We start from the raw sequence: 19,379 nt of genomic DNA, 5'->3' as shown, positions 1-19,379 counted from the left end.
TAAAAAAATTAGTTCCTTAACACTTTTCCGCCGGTTAAAATGGATTGAATGCGTTCAAGCGTTTTCTTTTCGGTGCAAAGCGAAACAAAGGCTTCACGCTCCAACCCCAGCAAATATTCCTCGCTCACCATTGAAGGCTGGGACAGATCACCGCCCGAAAGCACATAAGCCAGTTTCTGCGAAATTTTCACATCGTGCTCGCTTATGTAATTACCACTGTACATGGTATTGGCCCCTACATAACCCAAACCCAGGGCCTGCTTACCCAGCACCCTGATATCTCCGCGCGGAATAGGCTGTATGTACCCTTCGTTCGCCATCTGCAGGCATTGCTGTTTAGCTTCGGTAAGTAACCCGTCGCGCGATACTACCACTATGTCCCTGCCCTTTTTAAGATAGCCAAATTCAAATGCCTCATAAGCCGAAGTGGATACTTTTGCCTGGCCGATGGTTAAAAAACGATCACGGAAATTATTGAGTTCTACGTCACCTTCCTGTAGTTCGTCTGAAAGGCGCAGGGCAAATTCCTTTGTGCCCCCACCTCCGGGAATCAAGCCAACACCAAACTCAACCAAACCCATGTATAGCTCGGCATGTGCCACTACCTTATCGGCATGCAGGCACATTTCGCAGCCACCACCCAGGGCCATTTGATGAGGCGCTATCACCACCGGGATCGATGAATAACGGATGCGCATCATCGTATTTTGGAAGGCTTTGATCACTATATTGAGCTCATCAAACTCCTGCTCAACGGCCATCATGAATATCATGCCCACATTGGCCCCTGCGCTGAAATTTGCACCCTCGTTTGATATAACCAGGCCTTTGTAACTTGCCTCGGCAAGGGTGATGGCTTTATTGATGCCTTCAATCACCTCGCCGCCTATTGTATTCATTTTGGTATGAAACTCAAGGTTCAGGATACCATCACCAATATCGGTAATGGTAGTACCGCTGTTTTTCCACACCGTATTTGTTTCCCGGATATTACTGAGCAAAATAAGGCCTTCGGTACCGGGAATTACCTTGTGGCTTTTCGACGGAATATCATAATACAGGCGTTTGCCATCTTCTATTTTATAAAAGCTTTTTGCACCCGCCGCAAGCATGTCATATACCCATTGGGCCGGTTTGTTTCCCACGGCTTCCATGGCTTTTACCGTATCCTCAACACCAAGCGCGTCCCATTTTTCAAATGGGCCCAGTTCCCAGCCGAAGCCCGCATTGGTGGCAGCATCTATTTTATAAAGTTCATCGGCTATTTCGGGGATGCGGTTACTGGCATAAGCAAATAACTGATAAAAGGTAGCCCGGTAAAAATCACCTGCCTTGTCTTTTGCTGCAACCAGGATCCTGAGCCTATCTTTTAAGTTATCAATCGCCTTTGTAGTTTCAAGCGAGGCGAATTTTACCTTTTGAGAGGGTTTGTACTCAAGCGTTTTCAGATCGAGCGCATAAAACTGGTTTCCACCTTCACCTTTTTCTTTTTTATAAAAACCCTGGCCGGTTTTACTGCCCAGCCAGTTATTTTTTAGCATTCCCTCAACAAATGAAGGAATTTTAAATAGTTCCCTTGCCTCATCATCGGGTGCGTTTTTGTAAAGACCGTTGGCAACGTGCACCATCGTATCTAAACCCACCACATCATTGGTACGGAACGTAGCCGATTTAGGATGCCCTATTACAGGCCCTGTCAGTTTATCAACCTCTTCAACCGTCATACCGGTTTGCTCCACATAATGCAGCACACTCATGATGCTGAAAACCCCGATGCGGTTACCGATAAATGCCGGCGTATCTTTAGCTAATACTGTAGTTTTCCCCAGGTATTTTGCGCCATAGTCCATCAAAAAATCCACAACGCCCGCTAAGGTGTCTTTTGTGGGAATGATCTCCAGTAATTTTAAATACCGGGGAGGGTTAAAGAAATGGCTTCCACAGAAATATTTTTTAAAGTCATCGCTCCTACCTTCGGCCATTAAATGTATCGGGATACCGGATGTATTGGAAGTGATCAGTGTGCCGGGTTTACGGTACTTTTCTACTGTTTCAAACACATGTTGTTTAATATCCAACCGTTCCACAACTACCTCTATAACCCAGTCGCAATCCGCAATTTTGGGCATATCATCTTCAAAATTGCCGGTTGTAATACGTTTTGCGAAAGATTTGAGATAGATGGGCGAAGGGTTTGACTTTAACGCGAAGTCCAGCGCGTCATTAACAATTTTATTCCGCGCTTTTTTATCTGCCGGAGCATCCTTGGGTACAATATCAAGCAACAGTACCTGTACGCCAATATTTGCAAAGTGACAGGCGATACGACTGCCCATTACTCCCGACCCCAATACTGCAACCTTTTTTATAATTCGTTTAGCATTCATTAGTATCTGCTTGTGTTATTAAAACTCTTTATCTTTATTTTACTCTGCCCGCGACCAGGTTGTTGTCCGCCCGAAAAGCGAAATACCAATGTATCCGCGGATATCCAGGGTTTTACCTTTATAGGTCATTTTACAGGAATACGTTTTGCCGTTATTAGGATCGTAAATTGTTCCGCCCGAGTATTTGTTATCGCCATCTTTCACAAAATCAGCCAATACGGGTAAGCCCAGCCTGGGCCTTGAACGCAATTTTTCGTCACTATTCATTTCGTCAACTTTCGGCTTCCCATCTTTTAATGGTTCCTTAAGCCATACCACCTTACCATAAAACTTACCGTTGCTTTCTTTAGTGATCTGGATTTTGGCGGTTTTTACATCGTTGTACCATAAACCTTCAATTTTATCGGTTTGCGCTTTTGCATTGATGCTTACCGCCACAATGGCTAGCAGGATTAATACAAAACGGGTGAAATGTTTTTTTGATGCTGACATTGACTTAGGTGTTTTTTATAGTTAAAAACAAGTCGGTTTTTAGGGCCTCTGTCGCATTTACCTAATATCAATACGGGTATCAGAAGCCACCTAAAAAGAGACAGAGTAGAATTATAAAATGGTTTATATAAAGCTAAAAGCAGAATGCACAAGGCTTAAAGCTAATAGCCTGGTTATTACTATTTAATTATCTATGTGAACTAATAGATTCTAATCATATCCCCGATACCGGGATGGTTTATAAAAACAAATATCTATTTCTGCGGTGCTTTATAAAGGTCTAAACGGCGGAAACATTTGTCAATATTTCGGAATTAAAGTTAGCTGGTTTTATTTGATAATTGCGTTACAAGCTGAATATATTGCTGCATCGCATTATCAGCGGTAGTGCCCTTCTGTTTTAACCAGGCATCATATTTTGCTTTAGCTACAAAATCAAACATGCCCGGAGGGTTTTCTGTATTTATATCGCCTTCCGTTGCCTGCTTATATAAACTGTACAGGCGTAATAATGTTTCATTATCAGGTTTTGAGGGTAGTTCCTTACTCTCTTTAACGGCCCTTTCAAAAGTGCCTTTCAGATCGGTCATAGATAAATTATTTAAAGCTAAAAGCAGAAGGCATAAAGCCCAAAGCTTATAAACTGATATTCAACACTATTTAATTATTTCAGGCTGGATTGGCCTCTTCCACATAATCGCTGCTGCGGGGCGCCTTCATAAACATCTGGCTTAGCTCTGACGGCAATACGGCCAGCTTACGCTTTTCCATATCTATCCATGAACCTTCGGCATTTATGATTGCAGCTTTGACGTCGTCGCCCCGGTACAGCTCATGCCTGATTGCCCAGCGGGAACCATCAGGCCGGGATTTAGTAAGCTCACAGGTTACCCTGATCTGCTCATTGATCCCGATCTCTCTCAGGTAAATCATTTCTTCCCTGAATAATACAGGCCCTATTTTGTATTCATAAAGTGTAGGCAGTTTTAAACCCAGGCTTTCAAGCATGGTGATGCGTGCCTGTGCTGCAAGATCGGCATATGCAGAATGCCGCATATGTTGGTTCGAGTCTATCTGCGACCACAGCACCTGTCCTTCATAAAAAAACTCCATAGCCCTGATTATTTATTGATGATGTTCTTTAAACTTTTTGACTGCTGCCGTTAGTCGAGGCAAAACCTCCAGCGCGTCACCAACTACCCCATAATTGGCTGCTTTAAAAAACGGAGCTTCGGGATCTTTATTGATCACTACAATAGTTTTTGAACCATTAACCCCGGCCAGGTGTTGGATAGCTCCGGATATTCCTACCGCTATATACAGATTTGGACGAACGGTGCCACCTGTTTGGCCCACATGTTCGTGATGCGGTCGCCAGTGCGAATCGGCTACCGGGCGCGAGCAGGCCGTAGCAGCGCCCAGCTCTTTCGCCAGGTCTTCCAGTATGCCCCAGTTTTCCGGGCCTTTTAAACCTCTGCCACCCGAAACAACCAGCTCGGCATCCGCAAGCGGTACTTCACCTGTCACTTTATTTACCGATTTTACTTTCACACTAAAATCCTTTTCGCTAAAGCTTACATCCAGTTGCTCAACAACTGCTTTACCTTCCTGCTTTTGAGGTGGAAATGTGTTAGGCATCAGCATAATCACCTTTACGTCGCTTAAAATGTTTACATAGGCAAATGCTTTTCCCGAAAACACGGCCTTTTTAATTACAAAGCCTTTTTCCGTATCAGGGTATGAAAGCGCCCCGGCTACCAGGCCTGCTTTTAATTTTACAGCTATCCGCGGCGCTACCGCCCTGCCCCTGATATCATGAAGGGCTACAACTACTTTACTATTCTCCTTTTGTGCTGCGGCTATTAACGCGCTGGCATATGCCCTTGAGTGTAACTCGTCCAACCGGCCATCGGCAACGTGCAGCACTTTTTGAGCACCGTACTGGCCAAGGTTTTCCATTTCAGCTTCGGTAACGCTGCCTAAAGCAACGGCAGTTACCGTAGTGCCCATTTTTGGGGCTATTTGAGCGGCATATTGCACAGCCTCAAAGCTTTGCTTTTTTATAATTCCTCCGGTATGTTCTACCAATACTATTACAGACATTTTTTTGTTTTTTTAGTTAGAAGTTAACTGTTTAAAAACTATTTAAGTTTTTTCGGGTAGAGACGCATAATTGCGTCTCCCGCAGGACAAGCGGCTTTACTTATCTTTTTCAATTGCCATAATTTGCATTCGGGAGACGCAATTATGCGTCTCTACATTTAATAATAATTGACATTATATAACCTTAGCCTCGGTATGCAGCAGCTGCACCAATTCATCCATATCATCCGGGCTTACCAGCTTGATACCGGCCTTGGCAGGCGGCAATTCATATGACAGTATTTCGGTTACAGCAGTTATTCCTGAAGGCGTAATTACCTTTAACGGACGCGTACGTGCCGCCATGATGCCGCGCATATTGGGAATGCGGGCTTCGGCAACACCTTTCTGGCAGGAAATAACCAGCGGTAAATTACAGGCATCTGTTTCTTCACCGCCTTCTATTTCACGATTTACCGCAGCAGCATTGGCCTCTATGCTGATCCCGGTTGCAAAACCAATATAATCGAGGTCAAGTAACTCGGCCAGCATGGCGCCTGTAGTTCCATTATTGTAATCGATAGACTCTTTGCCGCATAAAATAAGATCATAACCAACCCCGGCAGCATATTCGGCTATATAATGAGCGGTTTCATAAGGATCATTGCTCTCAGCATCAATACGGATAGCTTCATCGCCGCCTAGGGCTAATGCTTTCCTGATCACGGGCTCTACATCGGCCTTACCTACGGTTATCAAATGAATTTCGGTGGCGATACCGCTTTCTTTTAATTCGATAGCCCTGATCAACGCGTACCATTCATCATATGGGTTAATCACATAAGTAACTCCATCACTATTAACAGAAGTGTTATTATTTTTTAATACAATTTTAGTACTGGTATCCGGCACCTGGCTTATACACACTAATATTTTCATTATCAGAATTTTGTTTTTGGTTGATATTATTTAGGGAAAATAAACGCGGGGATCGTGAGATTTTCCTCTTCGTACACGTCTTTAATGACTTAATTATTAATGGAAAAATAATGTCATTTCGAACGAACCCTTGAAGGGCGTGTCCCAGCCGGTGAGGAGAAATCTTCTACGCCCTGTTTTAACCCGCACAAATCTGCATCTCGTAGGAGATTTCTCACCCTTGCCTCGCTATTTCCCGCCCTTCAAGGGTTCGAAATGACATTTTCTTTTGTTTGAAGTGATGTGTTACCACAACATTAAAAAAGTGATGAAGCACTAAAAGCAATATTTATTTTCAGCAATCAATTTGGCTGCAATATTTCTGCGTGCCTGGGTGGTATTGATGTCTTCGGTTTTAGTGAAGCGCTTTAGTCCCATGAGCATCATCCTTCTTTCGTCGCCTTCGGCAAATGAGTTTAATGCTTCTTTACCCGATTTCGCAATATGTTCGGCCGCGTCATTGATGTACACCCGCATCATATCCAATTGTTCCTTACACGCTTCTTCTCCTCTTAAGCCAACCAATTTCTCTACCCTCAATTGCAGCGATTCGCTTACATAAAGCTCTATCAGCATATCGGCCAGGTTCATCAATACTTCCTGCTCTTTGCTCAATTGCATCATTAGTTTTTGAACAGCGCTACCGGCTACCATCAATATGGCCTTTTTAAAATTGGCTATGTATTTCTTTTCTTTAGTAAACAGGCCATCTTCTTCGGTTGCGCCAAAATCGGGGATGCTCATCAATTCACCGGCTACTTTCTGAGCCGGTCCCATCAGGTCAAGCTCACCCTTCATGGCGCGTTTCAGCATCATATCAACAGTTAACAACCTGTTAATTTCATTGGTGCCCTCAAAGATCCGGTTGATTCTGGAATCGCGGTACGACCTATCCATCGGCGCCTCTGCGCTATAGCCCATGCCGCCGTAAATCTGCACACCTTCGTCAGTTACATAATCTAAAACCTCTGAAGCATGAACTTTAAGGATCGCTGCTTCGATAGCAAATTGCTCAGTCCCCTTCAGTTTGGCTTTATTTTCATCAAGGCCGGAGGCAATTAACATTTCTGTAGCCTCCTCCATATTCTGACTGGCCCTGTACACGGCCGATTCTGCCGCATAAGTACGGATAGCCTGTTCGGCCAGTTTATATCTTATCGCCCCGTATTTGGAAATAGCGCGACCGAACTGCTCCCGCTCATTGGCATAACGTACCGATGAGGTGATCACATCCTTACTGGCCCCAACGGTGCCGCCGCCTAATTTGATGCGGCCGAGATTCAGGATGTTGACTGCTATCTTAAAACCATTCTGCCTTTCGGAAAGGAGGTTTTCAACCGGCACTTTACAGTCGTTAAAAAACACCTGGCGTGTCGAGCTGCCTTTTATCCCCATTTTATGTTCTTCGGTATTTAACGAAAGACCTTCAAAATCCTTTTCAACAATAAACGCGCTCAGGTTTTCATCATCATCTATTTTGGCAAAAACCGTAAACACATCGGCAAAACCGGCATTGGTGATCCACATTTTTTGCCCGGTGATAAGATAATGCTTACCATCTGCAGAAAGTTTTGCCCTGGTTTTACCCGAATTAGCGTCTGAGCCTGCGGCAGGCTCTGTAAGGCAATAAGCCCCTTTCCAATCGCCGCTGGCCAGCTTGGGGATGTACTTTTGCTTTTGGGCATCATTACCGTAGTATAATATAGGCAGGGTACCTATACCTGTATGCGCCGAAAAAGCAACCGAAAATGAGTGACCGGCACCTAATTTTTCAGTAACCAGCATGGCAGTTTTAAAATCTTTACCAAAACCGCCATATTCTTCGGGCACGGAGATGCCTAACAATCCAAGCGCACCTGCCTCGTCCATTAAATGGCGCATTAACCCCTCCTCCTGCTCGTCAATACGCTGAAGGTTTGGTGTTACCTGCTGTGCCAAAAAATTGGTACATGTTTCGGCGATCATCAACTGCTCTTCATTCCATTCTTCAGGAATAAAAACGCTTTCCGCGGAAGTCTCCCTGATCAGAAACTCCCCTCCTTTTATGGCTTTCATCGGTTCTGTGGCATTCATAAAGTTTTATTGGTTTATAATTAGGAGTAAAATTAGAGGCATTATGAAGCCAAAGAAAGGGCAGCAATGCGGAGATATTAGTCAAAAAGTCGGAAAGAAGAGGGAATGTGGGAGGGTGGAAAGACTGCCATTGGCTTAAATATATTACGGAAATAACATTTCATGTATTCGAAAAGCCACGTCATTGCGAGGAGGAACGACGAAGCAATCGCATACTATACAGGGCCGCTATGCTACCGTGTGATTGCCGCGCTGCGTTTATAATGAAATAATCGTAAATTACTGATTATCAATAATATTTTAATCGATTTTATAATATAGGCATTGCCTGCGGCCCGGGCTTTCCGTTACAAGTCCTCGCCTTTCCTGACCACAGTCCCAACCCGCGCTGTGGGCTTTACACTGCAATCCCTAATGCGGCCCCCGCACAACACCGCTAAAATATATTTTACAAGTCGTTACAATTTTTTTCGGGGATTCCCTGGCGCTTACTCGCTATGACATTTTTTTCAAACAATCAATGCGCAGATATCGCTCTATAGTCAGAAGGCGACATGCCGGTATGCTTTTTAAAATATTTGCCAAACGATGATTGGTCGGGGAAATGGATGCTCTCGGCGGCGCGGGCAATGCTGATCTCGTGGTTTCTTAGTAGTACTTTGGCTTCCAATATTACCGCATCGTCTATCCATTCGCCCGCGGTCCTCCCGGTTACTTCCTTAATGGTTTCTGTTAGATGTTTGGGAGATACATACAGCGCGTCGGCATAGTATTGCACGCTGCGATGTTCTTTATAATGATGGAAAATGAGGGACTGGAAAAGCACGTTTAGTTCCTGTTTCCTGGTTTGTTTACCTTTTATTATCAGGTGTTGCTTTTCGTAAATGGCCTGTATTTCATAAAGCAGTGTCATCAAAATGCTCCTGGATATTTCAACATCGTAAGGATGCCCTTCGCGCGCTAATTTGCGCTGGATCAATAAATAAATTTCCAGGATCATTTTGGCATCGGCATTGCCAGGATAAATTACCGGGATAGACGCGCTGTTGAAATAACTGAATGATTCAAGGAAATGGCTATTAGCATTATTTTCGATTAGAAAAGCTTTGCTGAAAACAACAAACCTGCATAAAAAATCGGCACTGCTATCGTAGATCCTCAAAACATGAAAGGGGTTGCCAGAAGCATGGCATCCGGCCGGGCATCATAAACCTGCAGGTTTACTTCTACTTTGGCTGTGCCCCGGGTACAAATGCCTATAATATAACCGTCCGAACGATAAGGATATTCGCTCAGGCTCAATAATTGCTTTTCGTCAACAACAAAAAAATCGGCACCAGCCAGCTTGTCTGCATAAAGATCTGCAAATTTTGACAGGCTTAATTGTCCAACTTTATTATTCATATAGTTTAGATATATAATTTTAACTATTTATTTATTAAAGACGGTTGTAAAGCAACTTTTCTTATCTGGTATTAAAAATAAGCTTTATCCGACTTTTTGACTAATATCTCCGCATTATAGCCCTTTTTTCTTTTTAATCCAAACTAATTTTATCCCTGACAGTTTCAAATTGTAACCTACAAGCAATTTCCTGTCACGAACCAATTATATTTTTATGAGAAAAATTCTACTATTGGTGCTCACCGCAGCACCGCTGTTAGCTTTTTCCCAGGGTTTCCAGGTGAACCTGGGGGGCAAAAGCAAATAGGAATGGGCCATACAGGTACGGGTATCGTACAGGATGGCGCTTCCGTATTTTTTAACCCGGGCGCGGTAGCCATGCTGCCCGAAAATTACATACAGGGAGGAATAAGCCCTTTACTGTTCAAATCTGTTTTCAACCCCGCCGGAACCTCAATACAGGACCATACTTCCAATAAAGTTGCTACCCCGTTCCATGCTTATGCGGTATGGGGGCCCAAATCTTCCTTCTGGAAACTGGGACTTGGCGTTTATACTCCTTTTGGCGGCTTAACCGACTGGGGCAATACCTGGCAAGGCAAATATGTACTGGAAAGCCTCGACCTGAAAGCCATTTATGTTCAGCCAACAATAAGTATAAAACTGGCCGACTGGGTGAGCATTGGCGGAGGCTTTGTTTACAACCATGGCAGCGTTGATCTGACGCGGGCCATCCCACTGGCAAACAGCAGCGGCGACCCAGGACAGGCCCGGTTGAAAGGCGGCGGCAAAGGCTACGGGTGGAACGCGGGCGTTTACTTCAAAACGGAAGCAGGTATTACCATAGGGATCACACACCGCTCGCAGGTAAATACCACAATTTCGGCAGGGAACGCTATTTTTACTGTGCCTGCATCGCTGCAAAGCAGTTTCCCTCAGCCCAATACCTTTAGTTCAACCATACCCCTACCAGCCACTAACTCCATCGGTTTCGGCTTTTACCCCAGCAGCAAATGGATATTGGCCCTGGATGTTAACCTGGTTAACTGGGATAGTTATAAAACGCTATCGTTTGATTATAAAAACAATACGGCTGTATTACAGGATACCCACTCCGCCCGGAATTATCAACAGGCATTTAGCTTACGCGGGGGCGCTCAATATAAGGCTACCGATAAACTGGCCCTGCGTTTTGGCGGTGGCTATGGCGGCACCGCTGTTTTAGATGGCTATGTAACTCCCGAAGCTCCGGATGCTAACCGGGTTTATGGTACCCTGGGCTTAGGTTATACCGTAGCCAAGCACCTCGATATAGATATCTCCTTTGAGTACGAGCACCTGATGCAACGCACCCAAACCAATATCGAATCGCAGCTATCGGGAACATTTAAAACCGATGTTTATATACCAGGTATCTCATTAGCCTATCATTGGTAATCCTTAAAGAAATCAGTTCATGAAAACGTTTAAATTACATATTTATATTGTTGCAGGGTTACTGTTATTAGGTGCCTGCAAGCCCGAAATCCATACGCCAAAGCCGTCCGCAGGTTCTGTTGATTTTTCAAGATACATTGCGTTGGGTAACTCGCTCACTGCCGGTTATGCCGATGGGGGCTTATACCTTGCAGGTCAGCAGGTATCCTATCCCAGCATCATCGGCAAGCAAATGCAATCGGTTGGCGGTGGCGCATTTACGCAGCCGCTATTCAGCACCGCCCAGGCAAACGGATCGGGCTATTTATCACTCACCGGGTTTAATGCCGATGGCACACCGATTACAACCCCGGTAACTACTAACCTGGCAATACGTGGGAAACTTACAGTACCCGGTTTTGGAGATGTTACTCTCTATACCAAATATACGGGCGATATTAATAACTATGGCGTACCCGGCATTAAGCTGATGCACATCACTTACGCTCCCTATGGTAACCTTAACGGGTATTTTGAACGCTTGCTGCCGGGCAACGCGCCAACAAACTCCACCACCTATCTTGGTTTTGTTATGGCCAAGCCCTTTACCTTCTTCTCTAACTGGCTGGGAAATAATGACGCTTTAGGCTATGCCACATCCGGAGGGACCGGCGACGTGCTGACAGACAAAAATACTTTTGCTGCTCTGTATAATGTATTGATCAACACCCTTACTGCCAAGGGACAGAAAGGCGTAGTTGCAACCGTACCCGATGTAACCTCAATACCTTATTTTAATACCATCACCGTTTCTGCAATACTGGCCGGCGTGCAAAAAGCCAACCCCAATGCAAAAGCATTGTATATTAACGCTCTGGTTTCGGGCAGTACTTATGCGCCGCGCGCAGCAACGCCTAACGATCTTATCGTACTTACCTTTCCGACGAGCAAGATCGGGCAGCCGGTCGCAACCCCTGTTGGCAACCTGCCTTACGGTTTAACGCCGTATACGCCGATAGATAACCAATATGTACTTGACGAAAAGGAGGTTGCCCTTACCGAGGATTATGTGACTTCTTATAACACAACCATAAAATCTATAGCGGCAGCAAAAGGCCTGGCTGTATTTGATGCATATACCTTTCTGCAAAATGTTAAACTGAACGGGATGGTGGTTGACGGAGTAAGCGTTAATTCCAACTATATCAGCGGCGGCCTGTTTTCGCTGGACGGGGTGCACCTTACACCACGCGGATATGCCATTGTTGCCAATGAATTTATCAAGGCTATTAATGACAAATACAACTCATCAATACCACAGGTGAATATATCTGATTATAACGGGGTTAAGTTTCCCTGATCGTTAGTCAGAAGTCAGAAGTCTTAAGTCGAAAGTCTTGAGTTCTAAGTCGATAGGGATAAATCCTAACTTAGAACTCAAGACTTTCGACTTAGAACTAAATTATCCCGCAGCACTATCCGGCTCCGATTCATCGCCTGGCTCCCAAAGCTCAATAATGTTCCCTTCCGGATCGAGAATGTGAACAAACTTGCCATAGTCATACTCGGCAATCTCGTCAATAATGGTTACCCCATCTTTTTTTAATTCGTCTACCAGTGTAACAAGATTTTCTACCCGGTAATTAATCATAAACGGCTTGGCCGACGGATTAAAATATTTGGTATCCTGCGGGAACGTACACCATGAGGTGGACCCTATTTTTGACGGATCATCTGCATGCCGCCACTCAAACGTTGTCCCGTATTCGCCGGAAGGCAGCCCAAGGTTTTTGACATACCATTCGTTCATACCTTTCGGATCGTCGCATTTAAAAAATACACCTCCAAGGCCAGTTACTTTTTTCATAGTTATATCTTAATTTTTACGTCACATTGTAATACCATTTCCAAAGCAGTTTTACCTTTTTTGTGAAAGGGTGATCTCCTTTAATTTTTCGTTAGCACGGATGGTTTTTAAGCCTTCCTCGTAGCCTATCATATAAATTTCCTCGGCCGCGTCGGTATCAAAAATACCATACCCTCCCAAACCATGCGGTTCAATAACTATATCGCACAGCATTTTATGTGAGCTAAGGTTCGCGTTAATTCCTATCATAGCGGCCCTGTCAACCAGGTTCCCAAATGATTTGATAGTTGTAACTACCGGCAAATGGTTGCAGCATGAGCCAATAATCAGGTCGCAATTGCCTACCAAGGGCTCAACCGGGAAATTATTGAGGATCCCGCCATCAACATACATATGATTATTAATCATAATGGGCTTAAAAATACCTGGCAAACAGCAGGAAGCCAAAATTGCGATATCCAGTTCGCCCTCGGTAAAGTAAACCAGCTTTGCTTCGCCCAGGTCAACCGCCGGAATGGTAACACGTGTTTTGAGGCTTTGAAAGGAATTATGCGGAATATATTTATTAATCAATACCCTGGCATGTGTTATTGAGATCAAACCGTTGCTGCCAAATGCCGGGCGCAGCAATTTAAGCAGGCTGTTGTCTTTGATGACGCGTAAAATTTCTTTTGGGGTATATCCCTCTGCAAAAAAAGCCGCAGCTATTGCGCCTGCACTTGTGCCCGAGATATGCGAGAATTTGATACCATAATCGGTTAGGGCCTGCATCACCCCCAAATGGGCCACCCCTCTTACCCCCCGCCAGACAACACTAATCCTATCTTTCTTGAGCCGTTTTGATCAATATTTGTATTCATTTTTTATAGTTTATCATTCGCCGTTGTTTATGGCAAGCTATGAGAATGATTGAGGTCAAGATATCACTTTATTCAAATAAGGAGAAATTTCCCTTCAAATTATATCTGCATTACTAACACTATGAGGTTATTTAAGTGTGCGACGTGCATCGAACAAATAACTTATTTTAGCTACCTATAAGTGCAGATAATTAAATGTTACTGCAGTTCATTTATAATAACAGTGGATAGGATAACCCAAACGCTAATAATAGGTTCAGTCAAACAGATTCCTTCTTTAGAGGTAATAAGCAAAATACCTCGTGAAAAAAGACTAAGGTTGATTTTTGAACAAACTTTGCAATACCAAAGAGAAGAAATTGGCAAAAAACTAAAAAATGATCTTAAGGGATTTCAAGTTTACATACATGCAACTCAGCCTGAAATAAATATTGCAAAACTGCTAACGGATAAAGAAATCGACGACAATCAGCTATTTTTCGAACAATGCGCAAAAGATTACCGCGCCTTATCTGAATTATTGATCAATAAGTTAGCTTCAAAATTAGGTATTGAGATCAATCCACAGTTCCCGCTTAGTTCATTTAACCCGTTTTTTGCTAATAAAAAACAAAGTGGAATAATTAAAGAATGGCGTTATTTTTTACATGGTTTTCATTGTGGCTTCGAGCACAAAAGGTCCGGCCAAATAATAGAAGTCCCGCTTGTGTTTGGATTGGAATTTGGCGATTTAGATCCTTATTTTTTCACAAGGTTCATTAAATCAACTCAAAACTACTTTCCCTTACCTATAGACATTTATGACGAGTACGCAGATGGTGTAAGGATAATTGAAAGGATGCTTGCTCTTAATAAGTTCGAACGCATAACTTCCAATATTGAAAACCATACGGGTGTAGTTGTCAATGACAGAAAAAAATTCACATTGAAGTTTATCAGGAAGATGCCTTGATTGATACCAAAAAGAAATTCAACGTATTGCGTTTTTTTGGATTAAAATAATCAGAATGAAAAACTTCCATCTAATCTTTCCGGTTCCATTTAAGCCTGCGGATACGCCTCCAGTCGGTGAGTAATAATCCAAACAAAAAATCAAGTATAGCAATCATATATCCGGCAATTTGATAACTAAAGATACCAGTTAAATCATAATTAAAAAATTTTCAAACATAAATTACCTCTACTTCTTCAAAAACGACATAACCGCAGCACTGCCCACACCCAACGTTAATCCAGCAGCCACATCGGTAGGATAGTGAACACCTAAATACATTCTTGAATAACTTGTGGCCCCCGCCCAAAAGAAAGATGGCGCAATGACGTACCACTTAGGATAGGCAGCCGATAAAGCTGTAGCTGTGGCAAAGCTTGATGAAGTATGCCCCGACGGGAATGAGGTACCACCTGCCCTGTAAACAGGTGTAATATTGATATTTTGAATAAATGGCCGCGGTCGCTTCACCAAATGTTTTATCAACAACATAAAGCCGTATGATATTGCCGTACTGCTTGCCACATAACCTGCGTTTTGGCGCATTTCTTTGTTATTGCTTGCAATACCTCCTACCAGTAAGCCCGCCGGGATCCCGATATCGCCATACAAAACATTTTTGCTCAGGAACATGAAAAAACCTGTTTGGCCAGTTGTGCGTTGATTTTGCAAATCGATCATGACACGGTCGTCCCAACGCTGAACAGCAGGTGAGATAAATGCAGGACTATTTACGGTGACTTTCGCCGAATCCGCCTGGGCAAAAGCTTTGTTTGTTAAGCAAATAAATAAGCCCTGCAAATGAATTAAAACTACCAGGAATTTAAGCGGGGAGATCTTTTTCATAGGCGGTTTAGTAGCAATATCCACACTGCTAATTTAACTATAAATGCCTATTGCATGAAGATTGTTTTTTCGCCGAAATAGTAGAAGCACAAAGAATGGATGACCAGAAGAATAAGACTTACGAAATTTTTGAAGCTTCGTAAGTCTGGGTTCTTCAACCTACTAAGGGTAGATACAAAGCAAAGGTGCGTCCTATTATACACTTACCCTTATCTATCCCAACTTCTCAATAATCTCGGCGGTAGTCCCCACCTCCCCTATCCTCGGGAAAATGTATTTGAAGCTGTGGGCATGCGCTTGGGGAAACATATCGGTCATGGCATCACTGGCAAAAGCTATATTGTAGGCATACTCGTTGGCCGAGCGGGCAGTAGCTTCAACACCGATACTGGTAGCTACACCTGCCAGTACAATTTGTGTAACGCCTCTTTTTTGCAATTCCTGGTGCAGACCTGTATTATAAAAAGCGCCCCAGTTTTTTTGGTGATAAAAATATCCGTTGGCTCGGTTTTAATTTCAGGAGCTATTTCGTTCCAATCGGCAGGGAGTTCGGTCATGCTGTTTCTATTGTTATCACGCCTTGTTTTAAAAGCCGCACCTATAGGTTCTACATGAACAACAACAATGGGTTTACCTGCTTTACGAAAGGCTTCGACAAGCGCTGCCGATTTTTCAAGGATGCCGGCCATGGGGTGCGCGCATGAAAGCTGTACAATATATTTTTGTAAGTCTATCAGTACGAGTGCCGTATTTTGATCAAGTGCAGTTATCATGATAATTTGATTGTTTTAATGGTTAAGAAATTGCTTCGGTAGATTGCTGCACGGCAGCCATCGCTTTCTTTTTAAGCCTGCTGCGCCGTAAAAAAGCAAAATGTAAAACACCCAACAGCAGTGCTACCATGCCTTCGGCCATAACAGTATCGGGTACGCCTATTTTTTGCGAAACTGCGCCAATGAGCAAACCGCCAAGCGGCTGCATCCCAAAAAAGACATGGCGTAATAACTGATTACCCGGCCTCGCATTTCGGGAGTAGCAGTAGTTTGGATAATGGTATTACCAATGGTAACCTGCGACATCATACCGAAACCGATAATAGCCGAAAAAAACAGCGCCACGGGATAGTTGTGCATATGTGAAAATGCGATCAGCCCCACCGCAAATATTACTGTATTAACTGCAAGGATCTTTTTAAGATCGGTACCGGCACTTAATGAGGCCAGCAAAATGCCGCCGCCAAAAGCACCAAGCCCTATCACACTATCTATAACCCCAAAAGTTGACGCCGTTCCCTTAAATATATCCTTAGCATAAACCGGTATCAGCGTACTAAAAGGCAGTACAAGCAGGCTTATTGAAGCAAGCATCAGTAACATAAACTTTATAGTGGGCGTTTGCTGAATGTATTCAAAGCCGTCTTTCAGATCGGCGAGCACGTTTTTACCGTGGGGCTTGGGAGTAAATTCGGGCAAACGCATCATCAGCAATGAGCCAATTACCGCAATAAAGCTTAATGCATTAGCCCCAAAGCAAACCGAATCGCCGAATTTTTCAATAATCAGGCCTGCTATCCCCGGCCCTATTAACCGCGACAGGTTCACCATGGAAGAGTTAAGGGCAAGCGCATTAGGCAGGTCGGATTTATCATCAACCATTTCGTATACTAACGATTGCCTTGCCGGAACATCAAATGCGTTAATCAGCCCTAAAACAGCAGTCAATGCCATGATGGCCCAAACCGAATAATATCCGAAAAACACCAGCACAGTGAGTAAAACAGCCTGTACCATTGAAGCCACCTGTGTAAATAGCAGCACTTTAAAACGGTTATACCTGTCAGAAACCACACCACCCAAAAACGAGAACAGGAATGAAGGGAACAAACTTGCAAACAGAGTTAAGCCCAACATAAACTTGGAATGCGTTTGCGAATAGATCACCCAACTAACAGCAGTTTTCTGCATCCAGGTGCCCAGTAACGAAACTGACTGCCCGGCAAAATACAGCCGATAGTTGCGGCTTTTAAAAGCGTTGAATGTACTTATCTTACTCATCTATCTCTTTCTGTCAGTTTTCATTAATTAATCAAAGTCAACAAGTTTGGCCAGGGGTGCCAGGGCTTTCTTTAAAACTGCCTGCTCTTCGGCAGTACAGGTAGTTTCAAGCGCACGGTTAAGCCACTCGTCTTTTTCACTCCTGGATTTGTGGATGAGGCTGATCCCAGCTTCCGATAGTGAAATAATAACCTTGCGCTTGTCCAATTCGGAAATGCGCCTTTTGATTAACCCGAGATTGAGCAGGTTACTCAATATCTGCGACATGGATTGTGTGGTGATCTTCTCCATAGCCGCCAACTCGTTAGGCAGGATCTCTTCATGCTGAAAGATCAGTGCCATGGTCGACCGCTCGGTAAGCGAAAGCTTTTCGGCAGTAGTCGAAGTCTTCCTGATCTTTTTACTAAGCCTACCTATAATAAACCTCAATTCCGAAGCCAGTTGAATCTCTTTTTCGTCGCCCATATAATTAATTAGTTAAACTTGTAAGTTTACCTTACAAATATAGAGATTGTTTTATCAGCACAATGTCAAACCTGACCGTTGATTTTTTTATTTCGCTGATTGTGTTGATTTTGATTAGCTTACTTAACACAATTAGATTCGAAGACCGCTTTGATCATCAAAAAAATCAGCGCAATCAACGTAATCATCCCTAATCAACGGTTCGTTTTCGTAATTTTACCCCGTGCCTGCTCCTGAAAAGAAAACACCTGTAAGAAAGAAAGCTCCTGCCCGTAAAAAGCCGGTAGTTAAAGCAAAACAGCAGGCCAATTTCTCCACACAGTGGATAGTGGCTGTAGGCGCTTTGCTGCTCATCCTGTTTTCGCCTTTTTATTATGGCTATATTTTAAAATTTGGCAGCGCTACCTGGCGATGGATCATGGATGCAGGAGAGGATACGCATTATCGTAAATACAAGGATTTTGCCATTCATATCCCCGATGGCTATACCGTATATGGCATTGATGTGTCCTCATACCAGGGCCGTATAAACTGGAAACAGGTAAAAGCCATGCGCGAGGGTGATGTCCATATCAGCTTCGCATTTATCAAGGCTACCGAGGGTGTATTAAGTGTTGACCCATATTTTCAGCGTAATTGGCGAGAAGCGCCAAAGGCAGGCATCATGTGCGGCGCTTATCATTTTTTCCTTCCGCAAAAAAGTGGCGTATGGCAAGCTAAGTTTTTCCTTCAAACGGTAAAAACCGAAAAAGGCGACCTGCCCATGGTGGTGGATATAGAAAGGTTGTATCGTACCAGTCCTGAAAAGATGCGCGAACAGCTGGAGAGTTTTATCAAAACCATTGAAAACCGTACAGGGATTAAGCCCATCATCTATACTAACCTTAAATTTTACCAGGATTACCTGGAAGGTTATTTTGATGGTTATACCCTTTGGATTGCCCATTATTACCAGCCCAAGCTGCTTGTATCTAATAAAACTAACTGGAAATTCTGGCAGCACTCAGATAAGGCCCATGTTAACGGCATTAACCATGTTGTGGATTTTAATGTGTTTAAGGGCGATAGTACGGAGTTTGAGAAATTGCTGGTGCCGTAGGAATTGGGAAATAGGATATAAAATCCGTCATTGCGAGGAACGAAGCAATCCCCAATCAGTAGAGCAGGCCTGCAAATCGACCGTGTACAGTTAAAGATTGCGTCGTCCCTTATAATGACGAGATCGTAAGTTATTGATTATTAATTATATTTTTCCGATAAATTTTTATAACATGGGCGTTGCCTGCGGCCCGGGCTTTCCGTTGCAAGTCCTCACCTTTCCTACCCGCACCCCCTTTGCGCGCTCCGGGCTTTACACTGCAATCACTAACGCAGCCCACGTGCAACACCGCCAAAATATATTTTACCTGTCATCACGCTTTTTTGGCTACCTGATGGTTACAGCAATGACGTGGTAGAAACATA

General features: G+C 43.7%; 20 protein-coding genes and 1 pseudogene. 5 read left to right on the top strand and 16 right to left on the bottom strand.

Translation table 11 applies throughout. The features are described 5' to 3' along the window. Positions 1 to 8: 8 nt before the first annotated feature. The 9 genes from ACQ86K_RS08030 to ACQ86K_RS07990 all read right to left on the bottom strand — a co-directional run bounded on the left by ACQ86K_RS08030 (position 9) and on the right by ACQ86K_RS07990 (position 9,416). Positions 9 to 2,387, bottom strand: coding sequence for a 3-hydroxyacyl-CoA dehydrogenase/enoyl-CoA hydratase family protein (locus ACQ86K_RS08030; protein ID WP_091163283.1), 2,379 nt, complete (start codon positions 2,385 to 2,387; stop codon positions 9 to 11). A gap of 39 nt (positions 2,388 to 2,426) precedes the next feature. Further along, positions 2,427 to 2,879: a DUF2147 domain-containing protein gene (locus ACQ86K_RS08025; RefSeq protein ID WP_091163282.1), complete on the bottom strand. Its 453-nt coding sequence runs from the start codon at positions 2,877 to 2,879 to the stop codon at positions 2,427 to 2,429. Between the two features lie 320 nt (positions 2,880 to 3,199). Then, positions 3,200 to 3,469, bottom strand: a complete 270-nt coding sequence (locus ACQ86K_RS08020) for an acyl-CoA-binding protein (protein ID WP_090523886.1) — start codon at positions 3,467 to 3,469, stop codon at positions 3,200 to 3,202. 79 nt (positions 3,470 to 3,548) lie between these two features. Continuing rightward, positions 3,549 to 3,992, bottom strand: coding sequence for an acyl-CoA thioesterase (locus tag ACQ86K_RS08015; RefSeq protein ID WP_208102441.1), 444 nt, complete (start codon positions 3,990 to 3,992; stop codon positions 3,549 to 3,551). A 12-nt stretch (positions 3,993 to 4,004) separates the two neighbouring features. Beyond that, positions 4,005 to 4,982, bottom strand: a complete 978-nt coding sequence (locus ACQ86K_RS08010) for an electron transfer flavoprotein subunit alpha/FixB family protein (protein WP_091163281.1) — start codon at positions 4,980 to 4,982, stop codon at positions 4,005 to 4,007. 174 nt (positions 4,983 to 5,156) lie between these two features. Next, the gene (locus ACQ86K_RS08005) at positions 5,157 to 5,900 is read right to left on the bottom strand and encodes an electron transfer flavoprotein subunit beta/FixA family protein (protein ID WP_091163280.1); all 744 of its coding nucleotides are present in this window, start codon (positions 5,898 to 5,900) and stop codon (positions 5,157 to 5,159) included. Between the two features lie 315 nt (positions 5,901 to 6,215). Next, a complete protein-coding gene (locus ACQ86K_RS08000; protein WP_091163279.1) occupies positions 6,216 to 8,012 on the bottom strand; it encodes an acyl-CoA dehydrogenase family protein in 1,797 nt (598 codons plus the stop codon). Between the two features lie 517 nt (positions 8,013 to 8,529). Beyond that, positions 8,530 to 9,174: a helix-turn-helix domain-containing protein gene (locus tag ACQ86K_RS07995; protein ID WP_431200139.1), complete on the bottom strand. Its 645-nt coding sequence runs from the start codon at positions 9,172 to 9,174 to the stop codon at positions 8,530 to 8,532. Then, positions 9,171 to 9,416 (bottom strand): hypothetical protein, encoded by a 246-nt coding sequence (locus ACQ86K_RS07990; RefSeq protein WP_431200138.1) that lies wholly within the window; start codon positions 9,414 to 9,416, stop codon positions 9,171 to 9,173. The genes ACQ86K_RS07995 and ACQ86K_RS07990 overlap by 4 nt, the downstream gene beginning before the upstream one ends. A 309-nt stretch (positions 9,417 to 9,725) precedes the next feature. On the opposite strand from ACQ86K_RS07990, the gene ACQ86K_RS07985 reads away from it, so the two are divergent. Both ACQ86K_RS07985 and ACQ86K_RS07980 read left to right on the top strand, forming a co-directional pair. After that, positions 9,726 to 10,853: an OmpP1/FadL family transporter gene (locus ACQ86K_RS07985; protein ID WP_431200137.1), complete on the top strand. Its 1,128-nt coding sequence runs from the start codon at positions 9,726 to 9,728 to the stop codon at positions 10,851 to 10,853. A 19-nt stretch (positions 10,854 to 10,872) separates the two neighbouring features. Next, on the top strand, positions 10,873 to 12,192 hold the full coding sequence (locus ACQ86K_RS07980; protein WP_091163277.1) for an SGNH/GDSL hydrolase family protein: 1,320 nt from the start codon (positions 10,873 to 10,875) through the stop codon (positions 12,190 to 12,192). Positions 12,193 to 12,294: 102 nt separating this feature from the next. Here the strand turns inward: ACQ86K_RS07980 and ACQ86K_RS07975 are convergent, their stop codons facing one another. Both ACQ86K_RS07975 and ACQ86K_RS07970 read right to left on the bottom strand, forming a co-directional pair. Then, positions 12,295 to 12,699, bottom strand: coding sequence for a VOC family protein (locus tag ACQ86K_RS07975; protein ID WP_091163276.1), 405 nt, complete (start codon positions 12,697 to 12,699; stop codon positions 12,295 to 12,297). Positions 12,700 to 12,750: 51 nt separating this feature from the next. Beyond that, complete coding sequence (locus tag ACQ86K_RS07970) at positions 12,751 to 13,470, bottom strand: patatin-like phospholipase family protein (RefSeq protein WP_431200136.1); 720 nt, start codon at positions 13,468 to 13,470, stop codon at positions 12,751 to 12,753. Between the two features lie 312 nt (positions 13,471 to 13,782). Between ACQ86K_RS07970 and ACQ86K_RS07965 the strand changes: the two genes are divergently transcribed. Continuing rightward, positions 13,783 to 14,511, top strand: a complete 729-nt coding sequence (locus ACQ86K_RS07965) for a DUF6896 domain-containing protein (protein WP_431200135.1) — start codon at positions 13,783 to 13,785, stop codon at positions 14,509 to 14,511. Between the two features lie 228 nt (positions 14,512 to 14,739). On the opposite strand, the gene ACQ86K_RS07960 is transcribed toward ACQ86K_RS07965, so the two are convergent. From ACQ86K_RS07960 to ACQ86K_RS07940, 5 genes and pseudogenes are all read right to left on the bottom strand, one after another. Further along, on the bottom strand, positions 14,740 to 15,396 hold the full coding sequence (locus ACQ86K_RS07960) for a phosphatase PAP2 family protein (RefSeq protein ID WP_256337347.1): 657 nt from the start codon (positions 15,394 to 15,396) through the stop codon (positions 14,740 to 14,742). Positions 15,397 to 15,609: 213 nt separating this feature from the next. Continuing rightward, positions 15,610 to 16,085: pseudogene (locus tag ACQ86K_RS07955) on the bottom strand (cysteine hydrolase). A gap of 106 nt (positions 16,086 to 16,191) precedes the next feature. After that, positions 16,192 to 16,377 carry a hypothetical protein gene (locus tag ACQ86K_RS07950; RefSeq protein WP_431200134.1) on the bottom strand — a complete coding sequence of 62 codons (186 nt, stop codon included), beginning with the start codon at positions 16,375 to 16,377 and terminating at the stop codon, positions 16,192 to 16,194. Then, a complete protein-coding gene (locus ACQ86K_RS07945; protein WP_431200133.1) occupies positions 16,329 to 17,450 on the bottom strand; it encodes an MFS transporter in 1,122 nt (373 codons plus the stop codon). The genes ACQ86K_RS07950 and ACQ86K_RS07945 overlap by 49 nt, the downstream gene beginning before the upstream one ends. 27 nt (positions 17,451 to 17,477) lie before the next feature. Next, a complete protein-coding gene (locus tag ACQ86K_RS07940; protein ID WP_091163271.1) occupies positions 17,478 to 17,915 on the bottom strand; it encodes a MarR family winged helix-turn-helix transcriptional regulator in 438 nt (145 codons plus the stop codon). A gap of 223 nt (positions 17,916 to 18,138) precedes the next feature. Here ACQ86K_RS07940 and ACQ86K_RS07935 point away from each other — a divergent pair, with 223 nt between their 5' ends. Both ACQ86K_RS07935 and ACQ86K_RS07930 read left to right on the top strand, forming a co-directional pair. Further along, positions 18,139 to 19,014: a glycoside hydrolase family 25 protein gene (locus ACQ86K_RS07935; protein ID WP_091163270.1), complete on the top strand. Its 876-nt coding sequence runs from the start codon at positions 18,139 to 18,141 to the stop codon at positions 19,012 to 19,014. A 172-nt stretch (positions 19,015 to 19,186) separates the two neighbouring features. Beyond that, entirely contained in the window at positions 19,187 to 19,372 is a 186-nt protein-coding gene (locus ACQ86K_RS07930) for a hypothetical protein (protein WP_091163269.1), read from the top strand. Positions 19,373 to 19,379: the final 7 nt, after the last annotated feature.

It is taken from the genome of Mucilaginibacter sp. P19, assembly GCF_050632265.1.
GTDB classification, from domain to species: domain Bacteria; phylum Bacteroidota; class Bacteroidia; order Sphingobacteriales; family Sphingobacteriaceae; genus Mucilaginibacter; species Mucilaginibacter gossypii.
The sequence above is the reverse complement of the archived record's forward strand: the minus strand, read 5'-3'. Positions and strand labels throughout refer to the sequence as shown.